This is a genomic window from Erwinia sp. MYb375, assembly GCF_037479175.1.
Lineage (GTDB): Bacteria > Pseudomonadota > Gammaproteobacteria > Enterobacterales > Enterobacteriaceae > Erwinia > Erwinia rhapontici.
The window spans coordinates 142,773-165,246 of record NZ_JBBGZS010000022.1 but is presented as its reverse complement, the minus strand read 5'-3'; the positions used below and the strand labels follow the sequence as shown (position 1 = coordinate 165,246).

At 54.7% G+C, this 22,474-nt stretch carries 19 protein-coding genes and 1 other annotated feature; of the genes, 8 read left to right on the top strand and 11 right to left on the bottom strand.

The genetic code is table 11. From position 1 onward, the window contains the following. Positions 1–86 precede the first annotated feature (86 nt). Entirely contained in the window at positions 87–674 is a 588-nt protein-coding gene (gene mog, locus WH279_RS12765; protein ID WP_200641903.1) for a molybdopterin adenylyltransferase, read from the bottom strand. 648 nt (positions 675–1,322) lie between these two features. On the opposite strand from mog, the gene WH279_RS12760 reads away from it, so the two are divergent. Continuing rightward, positions 1,323–1,889, top strand: coding sequence for a colicin D domain-containing protein (locus tag WH279_RS12760; protein ID WP_339457003.1), 567 nt, complete (start codon positions 1,323–1,325; stop codon positions 1,887–1,889). Further along, positions 1,879–2,175, top strand: coding sequence for a colicin immunity domain-containing protein (locus WH279_RS12755; RefSeq protein ID WP_200641696.1), 297 nt, complete (start codon positions 1,879–1,881; stop codon positions 2,173–2,175). Before WH279_RS12760 ends, WH279_RS12755 begins: the two co-directional genes overlap by 11 nt. 118 nt (positions 2,176–2,293) lie before the next feature. Here WH279_RS12755 and tal read toward each other — a convergent pair whose 3' ends face one another. Then, positions 2,294–3,247 carry a transaldolase gene (tal, locus tag WH279_RS12750; RefSeq protein WP_133842368.1) on the bottom strand — a complete coding sequence of 318 codons (954 nt, stop codon included), beginning with the start codon at positions 3,245–3,247 and terminating at the stop codon, positions 2,294–2,296. 259 nt (positions 3,248–3,506) lie between these two features. Here tal and yaaA point away from each other — a divergent pair, with 259 nt between their 5' ends. After that, the gene (gene yaaA / locus WH279_RS12745; RefSeq protein ID WP_339457000.1) at positions 3,507–4,277 is read left to right on the top strand and encodes a peroxide stress protein YaaA; all 771 of its coding nucleotides are present in this window, start codon (positions 3,507–3,509) and stop codon (positions 4,275–4,277) included. A 52-nt stretch (positions 4,278–4,329) separates the two neighbouring features. On the opposite strand, the gene thrC is transcribed toward yaaA, so the two are convergent. The 5 genes from thrC to WH279_RS12720 form a co-directional block, all read right to left on the bottom strand. Continuing rightward, positions 4,330–5,616: a threonine synthase gene (thrC, locus tag WH279_RS12740; protein WP_133842370.1), complete on the bottom strand. Its 1,287-nt coding sequence runs from the start codon at positions 5,614–5,616 to the stop codon at positions 4,330–4,332. Positions 5,617–5,619: 3 nt separating this feature from the next. Next, on the bottom strand, positions 5,620–6,549 hold the full coding sequence (thrB, locus tag WH279_RS12735; protein ID WP_339456997.1) for a homoserine kinase: 930 nt from the start codon (positions 6,547–6,549) through the stop codon (positions 5,620–5,622). A gap of 2 nt (positions 6,550–6,551) precedes the next feature. After that, the gene (gene thrA, locus WH279_RS12730; protein WP_339456995.1) at positions 6,552–9,014 is read right to left on the bottom strand and encodes a bifunctional aspartate kinase/homoserine dehydrogenase I; all 2,463 of its coding nucleotides are present in this window, start codon (positions 9,012–9,014) and stop codon (positions 6,552–6,554) included. A gap of 25 nt (positions 9,015–9,039) precedes the next feature. Continuing rightward, positions 9,040–9,161, bottom strand: a sequence feature (Thr leader region). Further along, positions 9,097–9,168, bottom strand: coding sequence for a thr operon leader peptide (gene thrL / locus WH279_RS12725; RefSeq protein ID WP_105594825.1), 72 nt, complete (start codon positions 9,166–9,168; stop codon positions 9,097–9,099). Its footprint overlaps the feature before it by 65 nt. A gap of 208 nt (positions 9,169–9,376) precedes the next feature. Continuing rightward, complete coding sequence (locus WH279_RS12720) at positions 9,377–10,057, bottom strand: tRNA/rRNA methyltransferase (protein ID WP_339456993.1); 681 nt, start codon at positions 10,055–10,057, stop codon at positions 9,377–9,379. A 647-nt stretch (positions 10,058–10,704) separates the two neighbouring features. Here WH279_RS12720 and arcA point away from each other — a divergent pair. Then, complete coding sequence (arcA, locus tag WH279_RS12715; RefSeq protein WP_133842373.1) at positions 10,705–11,421, top strand: two-component system response regulator ArcA; 717 nt, start codon at positions 10,705–10,707, stop codon at positions 11,419–11,421. Between the two features lie 34 nt (positions 11,422–11,455). Here arcA and creA read toward each other — a convergent pair whose 3' ends face one another. Beyond that, positions 11,456–11,932 carry a protein CreA gene (creA, locus tag WH279_RS12710; RefSeq protein WP_339456991.1) on the bottom strand — a complete coding sequence of 159 codons (477 nt, stop codon included), beginning with the start codon at positions 11,930–11,932 and terminating at the stop codon, positions 11,456–11,458. Positions 11,933–12,136: 204 nt separating this feature from the next. Here creA and robA point away from each other — a divergent pair, with 204 nt between their 5' ends. Then, positions 12,137–13,012: an MDR efflux pump AcrAB transcriptional activator RobA gene (gene robA / locus WH279_RS12705; RefSeq protein WP_200641701.1), complete on the top strand. Its 876-nt coding sequence runs from the start codon at positions 12,137–12,139 to the stop codon at positions 13,010–13,012. Positions 13,013–13,059: 47 nt separating this feature from the next. On the opposite strand, the gene gpmB is transcribed toward robA, so the two are convergent. Further along, positions 13,060–13,707 (bottom strand): 2,3-diphosphoglycerate-dependent phosphoglycerate mutase GpmB, encoded by a 648-nt coding sequence (gpmB, locus tag WH279_RS12700; protein WP_339456988.1) that lies wholly within the window; start codon positions 13,705–13,707, stop codon positions 13,060–13,062. A 50-nt stretch (positions 13,708–13,757) separates the two neighbouring features. On the opposite strand from gpmB, the gene yjjX reads away from it, so the two are divergent. Further along, positions 13,758–14,306, top strand: coding sequence for an inosine/xanthosine triphosphatase (gene yjjX / locus WH279_RS12695; protein WP_133842377.1), 549 nt, complete (start codon positions 13,758–13,760; stop codon positions 14,304–14,306). Here yjjX and trpR read toward each other — a convergent pair. Further along, positions 14,292–14,624 carry a trp operon repressor gene (trpR, locus tag WH279_RS12690; RefSeq protein WP_200641703.1) on the bottom strand — a complete coding sequence of 111 codons (333 nt, stop codon included), beginning with the start codon at positions 14,622–14,624 and terminating at the stop codon, positions 14,292–14,294. The two genes, yjjX and trpR, sit on opposite strands and share 15 nt — an antisense overlap. Positions 14,625–14,735: 111 nt before the next feature. Then, positions 14,736–16,658: a murein transglycosylase gene (sltY, locus tag WH279_RS12685; RefSeq protein ID WP_339456985.1), complete on the bottom strand. Its 1,923-nt coding sequence runs from the start codon at positions 16,656–16,658 to the stop codon at positions 14,736–14,738. 406 nt (positions 16,659–17,064) lie between these two features. Between sltY and atzF the strand changes: the two genes are divergently transcribed. Further along, complete coding sequence (gene atzF / locus WH279_RS12680; RefSeq protein WP_339456983.1) at positions 17,065–18,864, top strand: allophanate hydrolase; 1,800 nt, start codon at positions 17,065–17,067, stop codon at positions 18,862–18,864. Next, positions 18,857–22,474 (top strand): urea carboxylase, encoded by a 3,618-nt coding sequence (gene uca, locus WH279_RS12675; protein WP_339456981.1) that lies wholly within the window; start codon positions 18,857–18,859, stop codon positions 22,472–22,474. Before atzF ends, uca begins: the two co-directional genes overlap by 8 nt.

Here is a 22,474-nt window from a genome sequence, read left to right as displayed (position 1 = left end):
TAGCGTTTGTAAAGCTGAGATGACTATACCGTCAATTTTCTGCCACAGCAGTGGACGCTGGATCTTATGCCTGAAAAAACGATTTTTTAGTTGTTTGTTTCGCGCCGTGCGCTTTTAGGACGAAATGCTGCTACGACCTTCGGATCAGTCTCCATGTAGGGCCCCTCCAGCAGCTGAATACAGTACGGGACACTGGCAAAGATGCCATGTACCTGCGTATTACCCTCGCTGTCTTTCAGACCTTCCAGCGTCTCCTGAATCGACTTAGGTTGTCCCGGCAGGTTGATCACCAGCGACTGTTTACGGATTACTGCCGTCTGGCGTGAAAGGATCGCGGTGGGTACAAAGTTAAGGCTAATCTGCCGCATCTGTTCACCAAATCCCGGCATTTCCCGGTCAGCAATCGCCAGCGTCGCATCCGGTGTGACATCGCGCCGGGCCGGGCCGGTTCCCCCGGTGGTAAGTACCAGATGGCAGAACAACTCATCGACCAGTTCGCAGATCGCCTGCTCAATCATCGGCTGCTCATCAGGCACCAGACGTTTTTCAATGTCAAATGGCGTGGTTAACGCCTCAGACAACCACGCCTCAAGGGCCGGTAATCCCTGATCCTGATAGATGCCATTTGCGGCCCGGTCGGAGACGGAAATCAATCCAATGCGTAGTGTATTCATAGGGTTTTCGCTGTATGTGCAAGGGGGATAAAGGAAGGATAAACCATAGTAAAGCCGGATGTATAGCGCGAACAGATGATTGCTTTTTGTACACAAAAGAGATTAATATCCCTGTGTTGTTTATGGATAAACACGCGAGGATGTATGTTCTGTTTATATCAGACGCAGGAAGCTGGAAGACAACTGTCTCCACGGGATTTTCAATTCGTTCAGACGCCCCGCGTAGCATTCGACAATGCCCGAATTTATTATGAAATGGATTATCGGCGCTATGCCAGGCAAGACGCATCCGTTGATCTCCCGCAGCGGAAATCCGCCAATAACGATCGCTTTAACCCTTCCGACAAATACTCAGGCATAAGTGGCTACGATCCTATTTATAATGCCACAGAGTGCGACCTCAATAGGGGTCGTATTATCGGCATTGATACTTCAGAACGCTGAGATCCTTTTCACCATCTATTTTATTTCGATGCAGACAGCAATCTGGTTTATGGCGGTTCCAGGGATCTCCGCGACTCACCGTTCGAGCAGGCAGTCAGGAGAGCCTATGAAGAATGTCTGAAACGTCATCACGGCAAAAAACCCGCCCCCACCCTGAAAAAGCATTATATCGGTGACTCCGGCCAGCAATCCCCACCGGGGAAAATGCTCAACAGCAAAGCAGCCGGGCGACTGCTGGCCGCCGGTGGCGTGTATAATGGGAATGTCGCAGGATTCAGGAAAACCGCAGAGCAACTGGGCGGCGATGCGGTTAAGGGATATGACCAGGTACTGAACGAGACGACTAAAGGCGCTGCGATTGCTGTTGCTTCGATTGCAGCGGGGTTAAGTATAGGTAAACTAAATGCATTAAGTGAATTCGAATCTGTTTCCACTGCGTCAAAAAGATTTAAAAAATCACCATCGAACGCAGTTCAGTTCTCACAAAAGCAGCTACAGAAAAAATTCAAACATGCTGGTGATTTCGGCATAACAGGATCTCCAAACGCTACAAACCTTCAATTATTTGAACAAGCGTTGAAAAACCATATTGATTCACCATCAACACAGAAAATTTCTGGTAAATATCGTTGGAAACAGGATGTTTATCATTACTACAACACTGAAACCAATCTTGATATTATAACTATGCCGGATGGCACATTCATTTCAGGATGGAAGCTATCCACTCAGCAACGTATTGACCTTAAAGGAAATAGCAATGTTTTTTAATCAATATGAATCGAAGATGATTGCGCTGATTGATTCTTTTCTCTCCAGGAATATTTCAGCATCAGATTTCGAAGTGAGTTATCTAAAAGAATGGCGATGCTACAGAGATGCTGACAACGTTAAAAAATCAGATGAAAACACGCAACGCTATTTTGATTCTGTTTTTTCTGCAGTAGATGCGTACTGCTCTGATCCCGAACTTATTGACGCTGGTGATTTAACTGAAAAAGAATTGCTTGAAGAGGTCGCCAGACTAAAACTTCAATCAGGAAATTTGATTACATAATAAGGGATCAATATTGGTTAAAAATTGTTATCGCCATCAATATTAAGGTTGATGTGTTAAGCATTCATATAGAGATCAAAAACAAAAACAGTGGCCAGTTTCCCGGCCACGCGATCAATTACAGCAGATCGGCAATCATCTTATCGAGTTTGCCCTGGTCGATGGCAAAGTTACGGATGCCTTCAGCCAGTTTCTGTACGGCCATTGGATCCTGGTTGTGCTGCCACAGGAACTCAGATTCGGTCATTTTAGCCGGACGGGCTTTAACTTCACCGCTGTAGGCCAGCTTACGCTCAACGCTGCCTTCAGTCTCAGCCAGCTCTTTCAGCAGGCCTGGAGAGATGGTCAGACGATCGCAACCCGCCAGCTCAATGATCTCGCCAACGTTACGGAAGCTTGCGCCCATCACCACAGTCTCATAACCGTGCTGTTTGTAGTATTCGTAAATCTCGGTCACCGATACAACGCCCGGATCTTCGTTTGGCGCATATTCTTTCTTATCGGTGTTGGCTTTGTACCAGTCGAGGATACGGCCTACAAACGGAGAAATCAGGAACACACCGGCTTCGGCACAAGAACGCGCCTGCGCGAAGGAGAACAGCAGCGTCAGGTTACAGTTGATGCCTTCTTTTTCCAGCTGTTCTGCAGCACGGATACCCTGCCAGGTTGAGGCCAGTTTGATCAGGATGCGGTCGTTGCTGATACCGGCATCGTTATACAGTTTGATCAGGCTACGTGCTTTCGCGATGCTGCCTTCGGTGTCGTAAGACAGGCGGGCATCTACTTCGGTAGAGATACGGCCAGGGACCAGTTTCAGAATTTCCAGACCGATGTTCACAGCCAGCTTATCGGCAGCGTAAGACACCTGCTCTTCTTTGTTGCTGGTCTGCTCACGCGCCCATACTACCGCTTCGTCGATCAGCTTACGGTATTCAGGAATCTGTGCAGCGCTAAGGATCAGAGAAGGGTTGGTGGTTGCATCTTGCGGTTTGTAGAGTTTCATCGCTGCGATGTCGCCAGTATCAGCAACAACGGTAGTGACTTGACGCAGGGAAGATAATTTGTCCGTCATAGTTGTCATTCTCATCAAAGTTGATTTGTCAGGGTGTTGAAAATGTCTGCCCCGGATGATAGCACGCGTACCTCACCATGCAAGGGGCGTAAATCATCACGCCACAACCGGATAAAACTGCCGTCATAAAGCCCTTTTTTCTCTGGGGATTGTCCGGTCATCATCAGTCACCAATGGCAGCGATTCGTCACCCGACCTCACTTTTTTGCTACAGTAGGCGCAGATTCTTTTTCCGCTAATGAACTACAAGGACGCGAGCATGTTAATGGTAATTTCTCCGGCTAAGACGCTGGACTTTGAAAGCCCGCTGGCGACAAAACGTTATACCCAGCCCATGCTGTTGGACGAGTCGCAGAAGCTGATCGCCGTGGCGCGTCAACTCTCTCCGGCTGATATCAGCTCGCTGATGCATATCAGCGACAAACTGGCCGTACTGAACGCTGAACGCTTTAATGACTGGCAGCCTGACTTCACGCCGGACAATGCCCGCCAGGCGATCCTTGCCTTCAAAGGTGACGTGTATACTGGATTACAGGCAGAAACCTTTAGCGAAGCCGCCTTTGATTTTGCCCAGCAGCATCTGCGTATGCTCTCCGGCCTGTATGGCCTGTTGCGCCCGCTGGATCTGATGCAGGCTTATCGTCTGGAAATGGGGATTAAACTGGCCAACCCGGCAGGCAAAGACCTCTACAGCTTCTGGGGCGATAAGCTGACTCATGCGCTGAATGCCGCACTGGCAGAGCAAGGGGACTCGGTGCTGATTAACCTCGCGTCCGATGAATACTTCAAAGCCGTGAAGCCGAAGCTGCTGAACGCTGAGATCGTCAAACCGGTGTTCCTCGATGAGAAGAACGGCAAGTTTAAAGTGATCAGCTTCTATGCCAAAAAGGCACGAGGACTGATGAGCCGTTACATCATTGAAAATGAGCTGACCCAGCCTGAACAGCTGAAGAAATTTGATGTGGACGGATATGCTTTTGATGCGGATGCGAGCAAAGGGAATGAGCTGGTGTTTAAGCGTCACGAGTAGGGTCAGGCACGCCTGACCCAGGGCGAGGCATGCCTCGCCCCTGCGTATCGAATTATTTCTTCAGTAAGAACTCACGCAGATCCGCAAACTCACCTTTCATGTTGTGCGACAACAGCGGCAGATCCGCGCGCTCGGCCAGTGCTTCCGGTAAAGGCAGCTTCTGATCAAGGATCGCTTCCACGCTCTCTTTAAATTTCGCTGGATGGGCCGTCCCCAGGAACAGACCAAACTCACCGTCCTGAAGCTGATCGCGCAGCAGGCGATAAGCAATCGCCGCATGAGGCTCAGACAGATAGCCAAGATCGGCCAGCTCGCGCATCGTGGCTTTAGTCGTTTCATCATCAACGGCACCGTAACCCAGATCCTGCAAGCGCCAGATTTTGCGGCGGAAGATCTCTTCCACTCGCGGCCAGTTATTCGGCTGGCTGACATCCATCGCATTCGACAAGGTGGCAACGGTCACGTTCGGCGCCCATTCACCATTGACGAGAAAGCGTGGCACGGTGTCATTGGCATTAGTGGCAGCAATAAAACGTTTCACTGGCAGGCCAAGTGACTTCGCCAGCAGACCAGCCGTCAGGTCACCAAAGTTACCACTTGGCACAGAGATGACCAGCTGATTGCGTTTTTCCTGCGGCAGTTGCGCCACGGCTTCAAAATAGTAACAAATCTGCGCCAGCAGACGGCTGATGTTGATAGAGTTTGCGGAGTTGAGGCCAATGGCCTTCTTCAGCTCTTCATCGTCAAATGCCTGCTTAACCAGTGACTGACAGGCATCGAAATCGCCGTCAATCGCGATGGTCTGAATATTACCGCCCAGGGTGCAGAACAGCTTCTCCTGTAACGGGCTGATTTTGCCCTGAGGATAGAGGATCACCACACGCACGTTTTCCATACCGTAGAAGGCATGAGCCACAGCAGCGCCGGTATCACCCGAGGTTGCCGTCAGAATGGTGATTTTCTCATCCGCACCGCTGACATAAGAGAGCATCTGCGCCATAAAACGACCGCCGAAGTCTTTGAACGCCAGCGTCGGGCCGTGGAACAGCTCCAGCGCGGCAATATCGTCAGTGACGTCTACGACCGGTGCCGGGAAGGTGAATGCCGTTTTCAGGCGCTCATGCAGCTGATGAGCGTCGATCTCATCGCCGATAAAAGCCGACAGGATTTTGCTGCTGCGGGTCACGAAATCCATTTCCAACATCGCATCGATGTCAGTCAGTTCGAATTCAGGTAATTCCAGTGGAAAGAACAGGCCTTGCTGTTTACCCAGCCCCTGCTTCACCGCCTGGGCGAAGCTGACCTGCTCGTTGTGATCCTTAAGATTATACAGTTTCATGCGTTATCCCAGTTTGCGTGCGCCTGCCGTGTCTAAACGGCAAATATGGACGAAGCCTTCATCATTTTGCAGATAGTGCTGGCGGAGCCAGTCTGCCATACGTTGTGCGGTATCCCGCTGATTGCACACGGCAAACAGCGTTGGGCCAGAGCCAGAAATACCGCAGGCCAGTGCGCCGATATCCGCAGCGGCCTGACGGGCTTCACTGAAGCCCGGTAACAATTTGGTGCGGTACGGTTCCGCAATCACGTCCTGCATCAGTTTGGCGGCCAGCAAGGGCTGCTGCGTGTGGCAGGCGTGAATAAAGCCGCCGAGATAGCGACCGTGCCGGATAATGTCCTCTTTACGATACTGCGCAGGCAGGATCGCACGGGCTTCGGCGGTGGACACTTTAATTCCCGGGTAAGCCATCACCCACAACCAGTCATCAAAGCCTGGCACTTCCTGGCTGATAATGCCGTTCTCTTCCAGCATCAACTGCATGCCGCCCAGGAAACAAGGGGCCACATTGTCATAATGAACGCTGCCGGAAATCCGCCCTTCCAGCTCGCCCATCAACGCCAGCAGTTGCGTATCATTCAGCGGTTTACCGCAGTGTTCGTTCATCGCCATCAGACCGGCCACTACCGAGCAAGCGCTGGAGCCGAGGCCGGAGCCAATCGGCATGTTTTTTTCCAGCGTCATCTTCACCGGCACGCGTTTGCCAATGGCTTCGCAGAAGCGGTCCCAGCACTGATAAACGATATTATCCTGTGGGTTTGCCGGCAGCTTGCTAACAAAACTGCCTTCATTGTGCAGACTAAATTCGTCGGCCGCTTCCACGGTCACGCAGTCGCCCAGCAGGGTGCCATCAACCGGCGACACCGCAGCCCCGAGGACGTCAAAGCCAACGCTGACGTTGCCTATTGAGGCAGGGGCATGAATTTTAACCATGATTAAACTCCCAACTTCCACGACAGAGTACGTAACAGATCGGCAAACACGCCCGCCGCGGTCACATCATTACCGGCACCGTAACCGCGCAGCACCAGCGGAATCGGCTGATAATAGCGGCTATAGAACGCCAGCGCATTCTCACCATTTTTCACCTTATACAGCGGATCGTTACCGTCAACCGCATCGATTTTCACTTTGCACACGCCGCCCTCTTCGATGGCCCCGACGAAGCGTAATACTTTACCCGCCTCACGGGCGCTGGCAACACGCGCGCTAAACTCCGCATCCAGTTCCGGCAGGCGTGCCATAAACGTTTCCACATCCGCAATCGCCGTCAGCTCGGCCGGCAATACGGCTTCGATGTCAATATCACTCAGCTCCAGCTGATAGCCCGCTTCACGCGCCAGGATCAGCAGCTTACGTGCCACGTCCAGCCCGGAAAGATCTTCACGCGGATCCGGCTCGGTAAAGCCCATCTCACGCGCCATATGGGTGGCATCAGACAGTGACACACCTTCATCCAGTTTGCCGAATATAAACGACAGTGAACCGGACAGAATACCTGAGAAGCTAATCAACTCATCGCCGGCGTTCAGCAGGTTTTGCAGGTTCTCGATCACCGGTAAACCGGCCCCGACGTTAGTGTCGTAGAGGAACTTACGCCGCGATTTGGCTGCCGCTGCGCGCATCTGCTGGTAGTAGTTGTACGACGAGGTGTTGGCCTTTTTATTTGGCGTCACCACGTGGAAACCGTCCGCGAGGAAATCGGCATATTGATCGGCGACCTGCTGGCTTGATGTACAGTCAACGATCACCGGGTTCAGCAGATGATACTCTTTCACCAGACGATTCAGACGACCCAGATCAAACGGCTCTTTCGCGGCTTTCAGCTGATCCTGCCAGTTACCCAGCGGGATGCCGTGGACGTTGGTCAGCAATGCGCGCGAGTTGGCAATGCCGCATACCCGCAGATCAATATGTTTGTTCTTTAGCCAGGTTTGCTGACGATGCAACTGCTCGATCAATGCCGCTCCCACACCGCCAACACCGATGACAAAAACTTCGATCACCTGGTCAGTGGCAAACAGCATCTGATGTACCACACGCACACCGGTGGTCGCTTCATCGTTATCCACCACCACAGAGATCGAACGTTCGGACGATCCCTGGGCAATCGCCACAATATTGATGTTAGCGCGCGCCAGTGCAGAGAAGAATTTTGCGGAGATACCCCGCAATGTACGCATGCCGTCACCCACGACGGAGATCACGGCCAGATGCTCCATCACGTCCAGCGGCTCCAGCAAGCCGTCTTTCAGTTCCAGATGGAATTCATCTTCCAGCACACGGCGCGCACGCGCCAGGTCATTCTGTGACACACAGAAGCTGATGCTGTATTCCGAAGAGGACTGGGTGATCAGCACGACAGAAATACCGCTGCGTGACATGGCCGCAAATACGCGTGCTGCCATTCCGACCATGCCTTTCATCCCCGGACCGGAGACGTTAAACATCGCCATATTATTCAGGTTGGTGATGCCTTTCACCGGGTTGTCTTCATCGCTGCCATCGCCACCAATGAGGGTGCCGGGCGCTTGCGGGTTGGCGGTATTTTTAATCAGGCAGGGGATTTGGAACTGGGCAATGGGAGCAATGGTACGCGGATGAAGCACTTTGGCGCCGAAGTAAGAAAGCTCCATCGCTTCCTGATAGGACATCGACTTCAGCAGTCGCGCATCCGGCACCTGGCGCGGGTCGCAGGTATATACGCCATCGACGTCAGTCCAGATTTCACAACAATCAGCGCGCAGGCAGGCAGCCAGCACGGCCGCTGAGTAGTCGGAACCATTACGGCCCAACACCACCAGCTCACCCCGTTCGTTGCCGGCGGTGAAGCCTGCCATCAGCACCATGTTGTCTGCGGGAATCTGGCTGGCGGCAATGCGGCGGGTAGACTCAGGAATATCGACAGTGGATTCGAGATAATGGCCAACGGCCAGCAGCTGTTCCACCGGGTTGATCACGCTGACGCCATAGCCGCGCGCCTGTAGCAGCCCTTCCATAATGGCGATAGAGAGCTTTTCACCCCGGCAAATAATGGCGGCATTGACGCTGTCCGGGCACTGCCCCAGCAGCGCAATACCATGCAATACCTGCTTCAGTTGAGCGAACTCCTGATCAACGACGCCTTTCAGCTTGTCAAAAGCAAAGCCCGGCTGTGCTTCGGCCAGCCCCTGCAACAACTCGGCGAAGATTCGCTCAGCGTCACTGATGTTAGGCAATGCATCCTGGCCGCTGATGGTTTTTTCAATCATCGCCACCAGGTGATTGGTAATCTTCGCTGGCGCGGACAATACGGTAGCAACCTGTCCCTGCTTTGCATTACTTTCCAGAATGTCAGCCACACGCAGAAAACGTTCCGCATTGGCTACCGAGGTTCCACCGAATTTCAGCACTCGCATGTTCAAGCTCTCCTGAATTTTTGCCGAAAAAAAAGCCCGCACTGTTAAGGTGCGGGCTTTTTTTTAATTTTTCCTGTATGCGTCAGCCCGCACCGTTACCTGTAGTAATGGTGGTGGTAATAATGATTGTGGTAATCAGGCTGTTTTTACGCATTGAGATTTATCTTTTATCTGTCTGTTAAATCTGTCGGCTTTCAGAATTAAAGCAAAGTGCCAGCCAAGTCAATTTTTTTATCCAATGGCTTCTTTTTTCCAGCGATGTCGTCAGACCCCTTTCGTCATTGCAGCCAATCTGTTCTGTTACGCTATGAAAAAATGGCAGTAAATCGCACCAGTTTTCATGCTTCATCCAGCGTTTTTCTCTACAGCTTTTTTTCTATGTCATGCAGCAGTCGATGCAACATGGCGGTATCACGTTGCTGAAGTAAACCGATGCGTTGCTGCAACCAGTCTGCCAGCTTTTCATCCCCGGCGACGTCCAGCCGCTGCAACAGACATTGCGCACGCTGGCGCAGCGCCGCGAGCTGTTCAACATCCGCAGCAGGTTCTGTCTGCGCACTCACCTGGCGCAATGCCGAGAGTTGATAGCAATAGACCATCACCGCCTGCCCCAGGTTGAGCGACGGGTAATCACCGGCCATCGGAATACCTGTCAGCAGATCGACCTGCGCCAGTTCCTCATTCGTTAAGCCGCTGTCTTCGCGCCCAAAGACCATCGCCACACTGCCTGTCCACAGCTGTTTTTCTTCCAGTACCTGCTGTACCTCCTGCGGCGTAGCGTAGTAACGGAATTTCGCGCGAGAACGTGCCGTCGTGGCAATACTAAAATCAATATCGGCTAACGCTGCCTCAAGTGACGTCCAGTGACTGGCATTATCCAGAATGTCACCCGCCCCGTGTGCAACGCGTCTTGCTGCCGGCTCAAGATGCACCTGGCTGTCAACAATTCGCAGTTCGCTAAATCCCATGGTTTTCATGGCACGGGCCGCCGCACCGACATTTTCACCACGTGCAGGAGAGACAAGGATAAAAGGAAAACGCATAACCACCTTCAATAGAGAGAAATTCACAATGTTGATGATGCCTTTCCCTCAGTGGGAAAAACAGCTGGCAATATTTAACATATTATCAACACCTTTATCGGGGTGTTTTAAATCGCCGTAATCGAATGATAAACCTATTTTTTCTTGATAAACCATCGAAAAGAAGGCTTCATCACAATAACCCCTATATTATCAACTAATTAACATTTATTAATGTGGCGTGTAACCCGACTGTTAATCTTCTGCATTTAATAGCGCATTTTAGGACGTATTTGTGAGCTAACCTGCCAATCTGGGAAGAGTTTTTCACAAAAGTGTTAACGTGCTACAATTGGTTTGATATAAGTCAACTAAGCGTTGTTTTATTGCGTGATGGTTGTTGCCTGTGCTGTTATGTTGCTGTTAATACAGTTAGGATATACGCCGTTTTGGCACTGCCGGGGCATGCAGGATACATCCTAATGGCTGCGCAAAACCCAAAAATCATTAAGGGTTGGCCACGTTGTTGACGGTACATGGATTGTGTATCAAGAACATCATTCTGTACTGCTGTTGTTTTGCTTCTGGCTCTGAACACCAGGTGTAGCCAGCGCCAACAGCCGTATGTCCTGTTTTCGATTTTGTTGGCAATTTTAGGTAGCGAACACATGCAGACCCCGCACATACTTATCGTTGAAGACGAATTAGTTACTCGTAATACACTTAAAAGTATCTTTGAAGCCGAAGGCTACATGGTTTATGAAGCTACAGACGGCGCTGAAATGCACCAGATACTGACGGAAAATGACGTCAACCTGGTCATTATGGACATCAACCTGCCAGGTAAAAATGGCCTGTTACTGGCACGTGAACTGCGTGAGCAGGCAAACGTGGCACTGATGTTCCTCACCGGCCGTGACAACGAGGTCGATAAGATCCTCGGTCTTGAAATCGGCGCCGATGACTACATAACCAAACCATTTAATCCGCGTGAGCTGACCATTCGCGCACGCAATCTGCTGTCCCGCACCATGAATCTGGCCGCGGTCAGCGAAGAGCGTAAGCTGGTTGAATCTTACCGCTTTAACGGCTGGGAACTGGATATCAACAGTCGTTCACTGGTCAGCCCGCAGGGCGAACAGTATAAGCTGCCACGTAGCGAATTCCGCGCCATGCTGCACTTCTGTGAGAATCCAGGTAAGATTCAGACCCGTGCTGATCTGCTGAAAAAAATGACCGGACGTGAACTGAAGCCACATGATCGCACCGTCGACGTGACCATTCGCCGCATCCGTAAGCATTTTGAATCCACACCGGATACACCAGAAATCATCGCCACGATCCACGGCGAAGGTTACCGCTTCTGCGGCGATCTGCAGGATTAAGTTTTGAGGGCGAGGCATGCCTCGCCCCTACTCATTACTGCTTGCCCCAGGGGATTATCGGCACCGCACTCAGCGCATTTTTCGGTGAACCATCGACGACCTTATCGGAATAGCTCAAATAAATTAACGCATTACGATTTTTGTCGTAGAAACGCACGACCTGGAGTTTCTTGAACACCAGCGATGTCCGTTTACGAAACACCACCTCACCTTCGGCTTTACCCTGCTTAATCTTCTCACTGAGTTCTACCGGCCCCACCTGCTGACACGAAATAGCGGCATCCGAGGTATCTTCTGCCAAACCTAAGCCCCCTTTGATTCCTCCCGTTTTCGCCCGGCTCAGATAACAGGTGACATTTTTCACCTCCGGATCGTCAAATGCTTCCACCACGATCTTATGATCGGGACCGAACATCTTAAAGACAGTATCCACAGAACCGACCTGTTCTGCCCGAAGTGTGCCGGAGCACAGCGCTATTGAAGTGACTATTAACACTTTTTTAATTGTCATGACGTAACCATTTCAAAGAAAATAGATGACATTGTAAAGTACATGAGCAACAGTCCATGCCTTTACGATTTATCACGCGATATCGTTTAAACCAACGCGGATATGAGTACATTTTTCAGTTAGAACCTAATAATTAGCAATTAATGCTACTATTCGTCGACTTTGCTTACCTTGCACCAATTCTGAGTAACATGAGGACGATTTATGGACCAAGCCGGTATCATTCGAGATTTGCTTGTCTGGCTGGAGAGCCACCTGGACCAACCTTTATCATTGGATAATGTCGCGGCGAAGGCAGGTTATTCAAAATGGCATCTGCAAAGAATGTTCAAGGACGTCACAAGTCATGCGATTGGCGCTTATATTCGTGCCCGCCGTCTGTCGAAAGCCGCCGTAGCATTACGTTTGACGAGTCGCCCGATTCTGGATATTGCTTTGCAGTATCGTTTTGACTCTCAACAAACTTTCACCAGGGCCTTTAAGAAACAATTTGCCCAGACGCCAGCCTGGTATCGTCGGTCATCAGACTGGAATGCCTATGGACTGCGCCCACCGATTCGCCTTGATGACGTCAGACTACCCGAACCGACATGGGTAAGTTTGCCGGAAATCGTGCTAATTGGGCAAACTCAATCTTATACCTGCACACTTGAACAGATTTCACGCTTCCGTGATGAGATGCGTATGCATTTCTGGCGCCAGTTCCTGACGGAAACGGATACCGTTCCGCCAGTGCTGTATGGTCTGCACCAGTCGCGCCCCAGCATGGAAAAAGACGATGAGCAGGAGATTCTGTACACCACGGCGGTCACCGCTGAGTCAATTTCCAGTCAGTTGCATTCAACGCAGACGGTCGTACTGGAAGGGGGTGATTATGTGCAGTTTACCTATGAAGGGCCGCGTACCGGACTTCAGAACTTTGTCTTACAGATTTATGGCACCTGTATGCCAACACTGAATCTGACACGTCGCCACGGTCAAGACATTGAGCGCTTCTATACCCACGGCGGTAAGAAACGTCCAGAGCCACCTGTCGACATCCATTGTGAATATCTGATCCCGATACGACGCCAGTCGTAATCACCGATGATTCAGCAAGGGCCGAACATATCGGCCCTTTTTCATCGTTAGCGCTGGAGTTCGTCGAGGGAGGTATCCTCAAGATGCGCAATATCGCCGGCGGTCTCCACCACCCAGCCAGAAGCCAGCCAGGCGCTCTGTTGGTGATCCACGCGGGAAATTGAACAATTACGTAAGCGCAGGCGACGTTCCGCATTCGCCGGTAAGCCAAGGATCGTACTGAGCAGTACCCCCAGCGCCATCCCGTGGCTGACAATCAGTGGACGGCTACCTTCAGGCAATGCCAGACAGGCATCCAGCGCCTGGTGCATGCGCTGCGCCATTTCACTCATCGACTCACCCTGCGGGATGCGGCCATTCTCCGTGCCATCCACCAGTGCCTTACGCCAGCCCTCTTCCTCTGCGTTCAATGAATCCAACAGGCGCTCTTCCAGCACCCCCATATTCAGTTCACGCAAACGAGAGTCCAGCACGACCGAACAGCCACAGGCATCGGCAATGATCTCGGCGGTACGGCGGGTACGGCCCAGATCGCTGGCAATGACATGGGTAATGCCCAGCTTTTTGACGCGATCTCCTACCTGATGAGCCTGCTGCTCTCCTTTCTCAGTCAGCGCGCTGTCTGACTGCCCCTGAATGCGACGTGCCGCATTCCATAGCGTTTCTCCGTGGCGAACAAGATAGACCTGTAACATGCGATTTTCCGTTATACTGCGACAAATTTGCGTAGAGGGTTCAAACAATTATGTACCATGTTGTCGCTGCTACCATCAATCCAGCCAAAATTAAGGCAATTTCTCAAGCGTTCAGCGATATCTTCGGGGAAGGATCCTGCCATATTGAGGGTGTCGAGGTCGACAGCGGCGTTGCTGCACAACCGATCACAAACACAGAAACGCGAACTGGCGCACGTCAGCGCGTGATGAATGCTCGCCAGGTCAGACCGGAAGCCAATTTTTGGGTGGCCATTGAAGCCGGTATTGAAGACAACACCGCCTTCGCCTGGATGGTGGTGGAGAATCACAAACTACGCGGCGAATCGCGTTCTGCCAGCTTCACTCTGCCTGCCATCGTGATGAAAGGTATCCATGCCGGACGTGAATTGGGCGAAGAGATGGCCCGCCTGACCGGCGTTAACGATATCAAGCATAAAGGCGGTGCGATTGGCGCTTTTACTGCCGGTCGACTGACGCGTACCAGCGTTTATCACCAGGCGCTCATCCTCGCACTGTGCCCGTTTCATAACGACATCTATCAGCGCAAAGACGACGAAGAGAGCTCAGACCTTATCTGATCCACTGAGAAGCTGTGTCTCCAGCCATGTTTTCAGGGCAGGAGGCGCACTTTTCAGGCTGTTTGACCCCCGCGTAATCGTCGCAATCCCGGCTCCCAACTCGTTTTTCAGCTCCCGCTGGCTCATTGTCCCGCGCATTAACTCTTCAACAATGCGCAGTCGGGTACCCAACGCCTCACGCTCGTCCGGCGTCAACATCAGTTGTAATAGCGGAAGGTGCAGCTCGCCCTGATAGGCACGTTGCAGCAGCGTGACAAAACGCAGCCAGTCTTCGCTCGCCGGGTCAGCCGTGATGGGAACAGGAGTTGGGTTGGTCATGATATTCCGCCATACTATTTAACTAGTACAGTAGCATATCATCATCGCCGTCATACGAGAAGCCACAGCGGTGTTGGCTGTCTCTTCACGTATTCCGGCGATGATAAGCAATCAATAACGCTGCTGCCACTCGCTGTCGGCAAACAGTTTATCGGACTGGTTAAGGAAGTAGCGGTAGTAAGCATCATAAGCCAGTACGTTCTTCACATAACCGCGGGTTTCCGAGAAGGGAATGGTTTCGATAAACGCCACCGCATCCAGTTTCCCTGCGCTGTTACCCTGCCAGGTACGTACCCGCGATGGCCCGGCGTTATACGCAGCCGAGGCAAAAATGCGGTTCTGACCGAACTGTTGGTAAACCGACTCCAGATACTGCGTACCAATCTGGATATTGGTTTCTGCATCCAGCAGCTGGCTGCTGTTGCTGTAGCCCGGAATGCTGAACTTGGTCACGGTATGCTGTGCCGTGGCGGGCATTACCTGCATCAGACCGGACGCGCCAACCGGGGAGCGCGCTTTCGGGTTCCACGCACTCTCCTGCCGGGCAATGGCCATCGCATAGCTTATCGGGATGCTCTTACCGCTGATATTGCGTTCAAACTGCGGCTGCCACGCCAGTGGGAAGCGCTCCTGCAAACTGTTCCACAGTTTACCGGTAATCGTTGCCTGCACGCTGAGATCCCACCAGTTTTGCTGACGTGCGTAGCTGGCCAGCATCTGCTGCTGCGAGGTGGTGCGGCTGGACACCAGATAGCTCCATTCGCTGCGTGCCAGATTATCCATTCCCCAGTACATCAGTTCGCGAACACGGGCAATTTCAGGGCCGCGGGTCAGGCTGCCGTCCACCGCCGGGGCTTTATCGACCTGCAACGGATACTCCACCCCCAGTTTCTGGGCGGCGACCATTGGATAGAAGCCGCGCTCGCGCATCAGCTTACGCAGAATGCCTTCCGCCTCTTCTTTGCGTCCCTGCTCCATCAGCAGGTCAGCCTGCCAGTACTGCCACTCATCTTTTGCCTTATCTTCGACCGGCAAACGCGCAATCCAGGTATTCATACCACGGCGATCGTTGTTGCCCAGCGCCATCCGCACCCGGCGCTCAACCAGCGAGGTTGAATCACTGCGCATCACCACATCGTCGCGCCAGCGTGCCTGCTCACTGGTGGTATCATTGCCCATCAAACGCCAGGCAACCGCATCTTTCAGTTCCTGCGTCTGCTGATCGTCCATTTTTTGCAGCTGCACCAGCGTGGGTATCAGCTGGCGTGCGCGTTCCACATCCGTGCGCGCCAGGCTGGCAAAGGCAATTGCCGTGGCCTGGCGGGTAAAGTCGGTTGCACCGACATTACGTGCAAAGTTTTCTACCGTGCCGGGATTGTTCTGCAAATCCATCACCGCATTAGCAATGGTCTGATAATCCTGCGGGAGTTGCTTCGCCAGGAAGTTCACCAGATTGGTGTTACCCGCTTTCATCGCCAGACGTATACGTTCCAGCGTGGTAATCGGATTCTGCTGTCCGGCCATTTGCCAGGCGCTGAACAGTTTATCGCAGGTGCCAGGCAGGGAACTCCCGGTCAGCCAGATAGATTTCGCCCCTTCCCATGCCACCTGCTCTTGCCCGGTGGCCCATTTGGCGTAGTACCAGTTACAGCGCGCTGCAACGGGCTTCGGCGCGTCAGGGCTGAAAACCAGCAGCCCACGCCAGTCTTCACGCCGGGCCAGCTCATTCACAAAACGCGAAGAGAGCGAGCGCACCGGCGGCAGCGTAGGATAACGCTGGATAAAGTCTTTCACTGCCAGCCCGGTTTCCTGATCCAGGCCCTGCGCCAGCTGGCGATACTCCAGATAGGGATAGAGCGGATAGTCACGCAGCGTAGGCATCAACTGCCCCACAATATCCATCTGTTTATTATCCCACGCCTGCTTGATTTGCAGATAACGGGTACGCTGTTCATCCAATGAGTCTGCACGGGCACTGCCGGTTACCGCTGTTAAACAGGCTGCCACTACCCACCACTGCCACTTGTCCACCATGACTTTCCCCACGTTATTGCCTCGTCTTATCCTGAACCGCGAAATATTCCCCCTTCATGCTAACCAGGAGCAGCCCTTCATGCCATGTACTCAACAAATATTTACGGAATACCCCACACCGCAACCACCGTCATTAAGGGGATGAGGCCAGTTTGGGGTAAGCCGGACGTCACGCGCCAGGGATGGTGCGAGCCGAGGCCCGCATGGATGCGTCTTTTGCCGGTCCGACGTGATCACGCTGGCCTCAGACCTGCCTTCCGTGCCCCACAAGTGTACAAACCCTGCTCACTGATTGTGCACCCTCTGTGCACCCAGTCATTTAAACCCTTTAAAACCAATACATTAAAATCTGGCACGCTGCTTGCTCTGTTGAATTCCATCTTGTATACCAGATGGAATTCAACTTATGGCTTTTACCACGGGGTTTACGTTACAGGACTGGCAGCACCATTATCAGCAGCATCCGCAGGACGTACTGTCCACGCTGGAAGCCCTGCTGGCGGATCTCTCCACCGACGATAATGCGTGGCTGTATCTCGCCACGCCCGCCCAGCTGCGTGCTCAGGTGGAACCGTTACTGGCCGCCTGGCGGCAGGATCCGGCATCGCTGCCGCTGTTTGGCGTTCCCTTTGCGGTAAAAGACAATATTGATATCGCCGGCTGGCCCACCAGCGCAGCCTGCCCGGCTTTTACTTATACGGCCGAAAGCGATGCCGTTGCCGTTGCCAACCTGAAAGGCAACGGGGCGATTGTGATGGGCAAAACCAACCTTGACCAGTATGCCACCGGGCTGGTCGGCACCCGTTCGCCGTTCGGCGCAGTCTGCAACACCTTCAACCCTGAATATGTCAGCGGCGGCTCCAGCTCCGGTTCTGCCTCCGTCACCGCTCGCGGCCTGGTCTGCTTTGCCCTCGGCACGGATACCGCCGGTTCCGGCCGCGTTCCGGCAGGATTTAACAATATCGTTGGCCTGAAGCCGACCAAAGGCTGGCTCTCTGCCACTGGCGTTGTCCCTGCGTGTCGCCTGAACGACACGATTTCTGTGTTTGCACTAACGGTGGAAGATGCCTTCCTCGCCGCACACTGTGCCGCAGGCTACGACAGCCTGGATGCTTACTCCCGCGCAAATCCGGGCCTCGCCCCGGCAGCGATGCCCACCTCCCCCCGGTTTGCCATCCCTGCCAGCCCGGCGTTCTTTGGCGATACACACGCACAGGCGGCCTGGGAAGCGGCCTGTGCCGACCTGATTGCGGGAGGTGCCAGTTTACAGCCCATCGACTTTACCCCGTTCTCACACCTGGCTGAGCAGCTCTATTACGGCCCCTGGGTCGCGGAGCGTACTGTTGCCGTGGGTGACATGCTGAGCCGCCCGGAAGAGATGGACCCGGTGGTGTACGGCATCGTCGACAGTGGCAACCACTACAGCGCCGTGGACGCTTACAAAGCGGAATATCTGCGCGCCGAACTGACGCGCCAGATCCAGCAAACCCTCAGCCAGTTTGATGCACTGGTCGTCCCCACCTCTCCGACCATTCATACGCTGGAAGAGATGAAACAGGAACCGGTGCGTTACAACTCGCAGTTCGGCACTTACACCAACTTCACTAACCTCGCCGACCTGGCCGCCCTGGCCCTTCCGGCCCCGTTCCGTGCCGATGGCCTGCCTGCCGGGATCACCCTGATCGCCCCGGCCTGGTATGACCGCGCGCTGGCGACCTTTGGCACCCGCTGGCAGCAACAGCAAGCCCTGAGCCTTGGCGCCACCGGCAAACCTCAGCCTGTTCCCGCCTCCCTGCCCGCCTCATCGCTGCACGTGCGTGTGGCCGTGGTCGGTGCGCACCTGACCGGAATGCCGCTCAACCACCAGCTCACGCGCCGCGATGCCGTACTGGTAGAAGAGACGCAGACCGCCGCCAGCTATCGCCTGTACGCGCTGGCCAACACCGTCCCCGCCAAGCCGGGGCTGGTTAGAGATGCGACGGGCGCCGCCATCATCGTCGAACTGTGGGATATCCCACTGGCACGTTTTGGCGAGTTCGTGGCAGAGATCCCCGCCCCGCTGGGGATTGGCACCCTGGAACTGGCCGACGGCCGCAGCGTGAAAGGGTTTATCTGTGAACCTGCCGCCCTGGCGCAGGCTACCGACATCACCGAATTTGGCGGCTGGCGCCGCTGGCTGACCCGCGAGGTATCTTCACATGTTTAATACCGTACTCATCGCTAACCGGGGCGAAATCGCCTGTCGCGCCATCCGCACCCTGAAACGACTGGGGATCACCAGCGTGGCGGTTTACTCCGACGCCGACAAAAACGCGCAGCATGTCAAAGATGCTGATATCGCCCTCGCCCTCGGCGGCGATAAAGCCAGCGACAGCTACCTGGTCATCGATAAGATCCTTAACGCCGCCCGCGAGAGCGGTGCGCAAGCCATCTGGCCAGGCTACGGCTTCCTCTCAGAAAGCCTGCCCTTTGCCGCCGCCTGCGAAGCGGCCGGGATCGTTTTTATCGGTCCAACGGCACACCAAATCGGTGAATTTGGCCTCAAGCACCGCGCCCGTGAACTGGCCGCTGCCGCAGGCGTGCCGATGACACCGGGCACACCCTTACTGGATTCACTGGAAGAGGCATTAAGCGCCGCAGGCCGAATCGGCTACCCGGTGATGCTGAAAAGCACCGCCGGTGGCGGCGGGATCGGCCTGACGCGCTGTGCAGACGAAACAACGCTGATCGCCGCCTGGGAGAGCGTACGCCGCCTTGGCGAGCAGTTCTTCAGCGATGCCGGGGTATTCCTGGAGCGCTGTATCGACCAGGCCCGCCATGTAGAAGTGCAAATCTTCGGCGATGGCCAGGGCAAGGTCGTGGCCCTCGGCGAGCGCGATTGTTCACTGCAACGCCGCAATCAGAAAGTGGTGGAAGAGACGCCGGCCCCGAACCTCCCTGCCGCCACCCGCACCGCCCTGCTCGACTCGGCGGTGAAACTCGGTGAGCTGGTCAACTATCGCAGCGCGGGCACCGTGGAATATATCTACGACGCCGCACGCGATGAGTTCTTCTTCCTCGAAGTGAATACCCGTTTACAGGTAGAGCATCCGGTCACCGAGTGCGTCACCGGGCTGGATCTGGTGGAATGTATGCTGCGGGTCGCCGCCGGAGAGCAACCGGACTGGGCGCGTATGGCGCAGGCACCGCAGGGTGCCGCCATCGAAGTGCGTATTTACGCCGAAGATCCGCTGAAAAACTTCCAGCCCAGCCCAGGCGTACTGACCGAAGTCTGCTTCCCGGAAGGGGTGCGCATCGACAGTGGGATCAGCACCGGCACAGAAGTCTCCGCATTCTACGATCCGATGATCGCCAAGCTGATCGTTCATGGGAAAAACCGTGCGGATGCGCTGGAAAAAATGCAGACCGCGCTAAATGAAACCCGTCTGCACGGCATCGCCACCAACCTCGATTACCTGCGTCAGATTGTCGCCACTGAGGCGTTCCGCAGCGGCCAGGTGTGGACGCGACTGCTCGACCGCTTCACCCCGCTTTATCCGGTGGTGGAGGTTCTCCAGCCCGGCACCTGGAGCAGCATTCAGGATTATCCGGGCCGCCTCGGCTACTGGGATATTGGCGTACCGCCATCCGGTCCGATGGATGATTATGCCTTCCGCCTCGCTAACCGCATTGTCGGCAACGCGGAAGAAGCCGCCGGGCTGGAATTCACCCTGCAAGGACCCACCCTGCGTTTTCACAGCGATGCCCTGATCGCACTGACCGGAGCCGCCTGCCCGGCCACGCTGGATGGCGAAGCGGTGGCGTACTGGCAACCGCTGACCGTGAAAGCCGGGCAGATCCTGACGCTGGGCCGCGCCCAACAGGGTTGCCGCACCTATCTGGCCATACGAAACGGCTTTGATGTACCGGAATATCTCGGCAGCCGTTCCACCTTCGCTCTGGGGCAGTTTGGCGGTCACGCCGGGCGCACCCTGCGCGTGGCCGATATGCTGGCGATCTCGCAGCCCGCACTCGCCGCCTGTACCACTCCGGCCCCGGTCAGCGAACCCGCTGCCTTACCTGTCGCCGCGCAGCCCGTATACGGTGACGAATGGCGCATCGGCGTGCTATACGGCCCGCACGGTGCCCCGGATTTCTTTACCCAACAGTCTATCGATGAGTTTTTTGCCAGCGAGTGGCAGGTGCATTACAACTCCAACCGCCTCGGCGTGCGTCTGGTAGGGCCAAAGCCCGGCTGGACCCGCGCCAACGGCGGTGAAGCGGGGCTGCACCCGTCCAATGTCCATGATTGCGAATACGCCATTGGTGCCGTTAACTTCACCGGTGATTTCCCGGTGATCCTCACCCGCGACGGACCCAGCCTCGGCGGGTTCGTCTGCCCGGTGACCATCGCCAAAGCCGAACTGTGGAAAGTGGGCCAGGTGAAGCCTGGCGACCGCATTCGTTTTCATCCGATCAGCTTTGAGGAAGCCCACGCGCTGGAACAGGCGCAAACACACAGTGTGACGCGTCTGAACGCGCTGCAAGCCCCGGCATTTGCCGTACCGTCGCTGGCCGAAACGGTTCACGGCCCGGCAACCGTACTGGCCGCCATCAAAGCGACGGCCACCACACCCACCGCCATTTATCGTCAGGCCGGGGATAATTACATCCTGCTGGAGTACGGCGACAATGTGTTGGATCTGGCGCTGCGCCTGCGCGTCCACCTGCTGATGACTGCCCTGCATGAGAGCGGCCAGCCGGGCGTGGAGGAGCTGTCACCAGGCGTGCGCTCCCTGCAAATCCGCTACGACAGCCAGATCCTCAGCCAGAAACAGCTGATGACCCTGCTGCTACAGCTGGAGAAAAATCTTGGCGACGTCACGCAGATGCGCGTGCCATCACGCATTGTTCACCTGCCGATGGCCTTTGAAGACAGCGCGACCCTCGGTGCCGTAGAACGCTATTCCGAAACCGTGCGCGCCAGCGCCCCCTGGTTGCCTAATAACGTCGATTTTATTCAGCGCATTAACGGGCTGAGCAGCCGCGAAGCCGTCAGCCAGACGCTGTTTGATGCCAGCTACCTGATCCTCGGTCTGGGCGATGTCTATCTCGGCGCGCCCTGCGCGGTGCCGATCGACCCACGCCACCGCCTGCTCAGTTCTAAGTACAATCCGGCACGCACCTTTACGGCGGAAGGCACCGTCGGCATTGGCGGCATGTACATGTGCATTTATGGCATGGACTCCCCCGGCGGCTACCAACTGGTGGGACGCACGCTGCCTATCTGGAACAAATTCCTGAAAAATGAACAATTCGCGGCGAACGAGCCCTGGCTGCTGCACTTCTTTGACCAGGTGCGTTTCTACCCGGTGAGCGAAGCCGAGCTGGACGTGCTACGTGACGACTTCCGCGAAGGCCGCGCCACCATCCGCATTGAGCAGTCGGTGTTTGATTTTGCCGAACATACGCAGTTCCTCAGCGATCACGCCGCCTCTATCGCCAACTTCCGCCAGAAGCAGGCCAGCGCCTTTGATGCCGAAGTCGCGCTATGGGCACAGGAAGAAGAAGGCGCACCGCTGACCAGCGAAGAGACGCTGCGGCCCCCCGAAGAGGATGACGGTGCGTTGCAGATCAGCGCCGATATGAACGGCAATATCTGGAAAGTACTGGTGCAGCCCGGTGACGAGGTGGAAGCCGGTCAGCCGCTGATTATCGTCGAAGCGATGAAAATGGAGCTGGCGATCAACGCCCCACAGGCAGGACGCGTCAAACGTATCGGTTGCCAGCCAGGCCGCCCGGTCAGCCCCGGCGATGCCCTGCTGTGGCTGGAATGA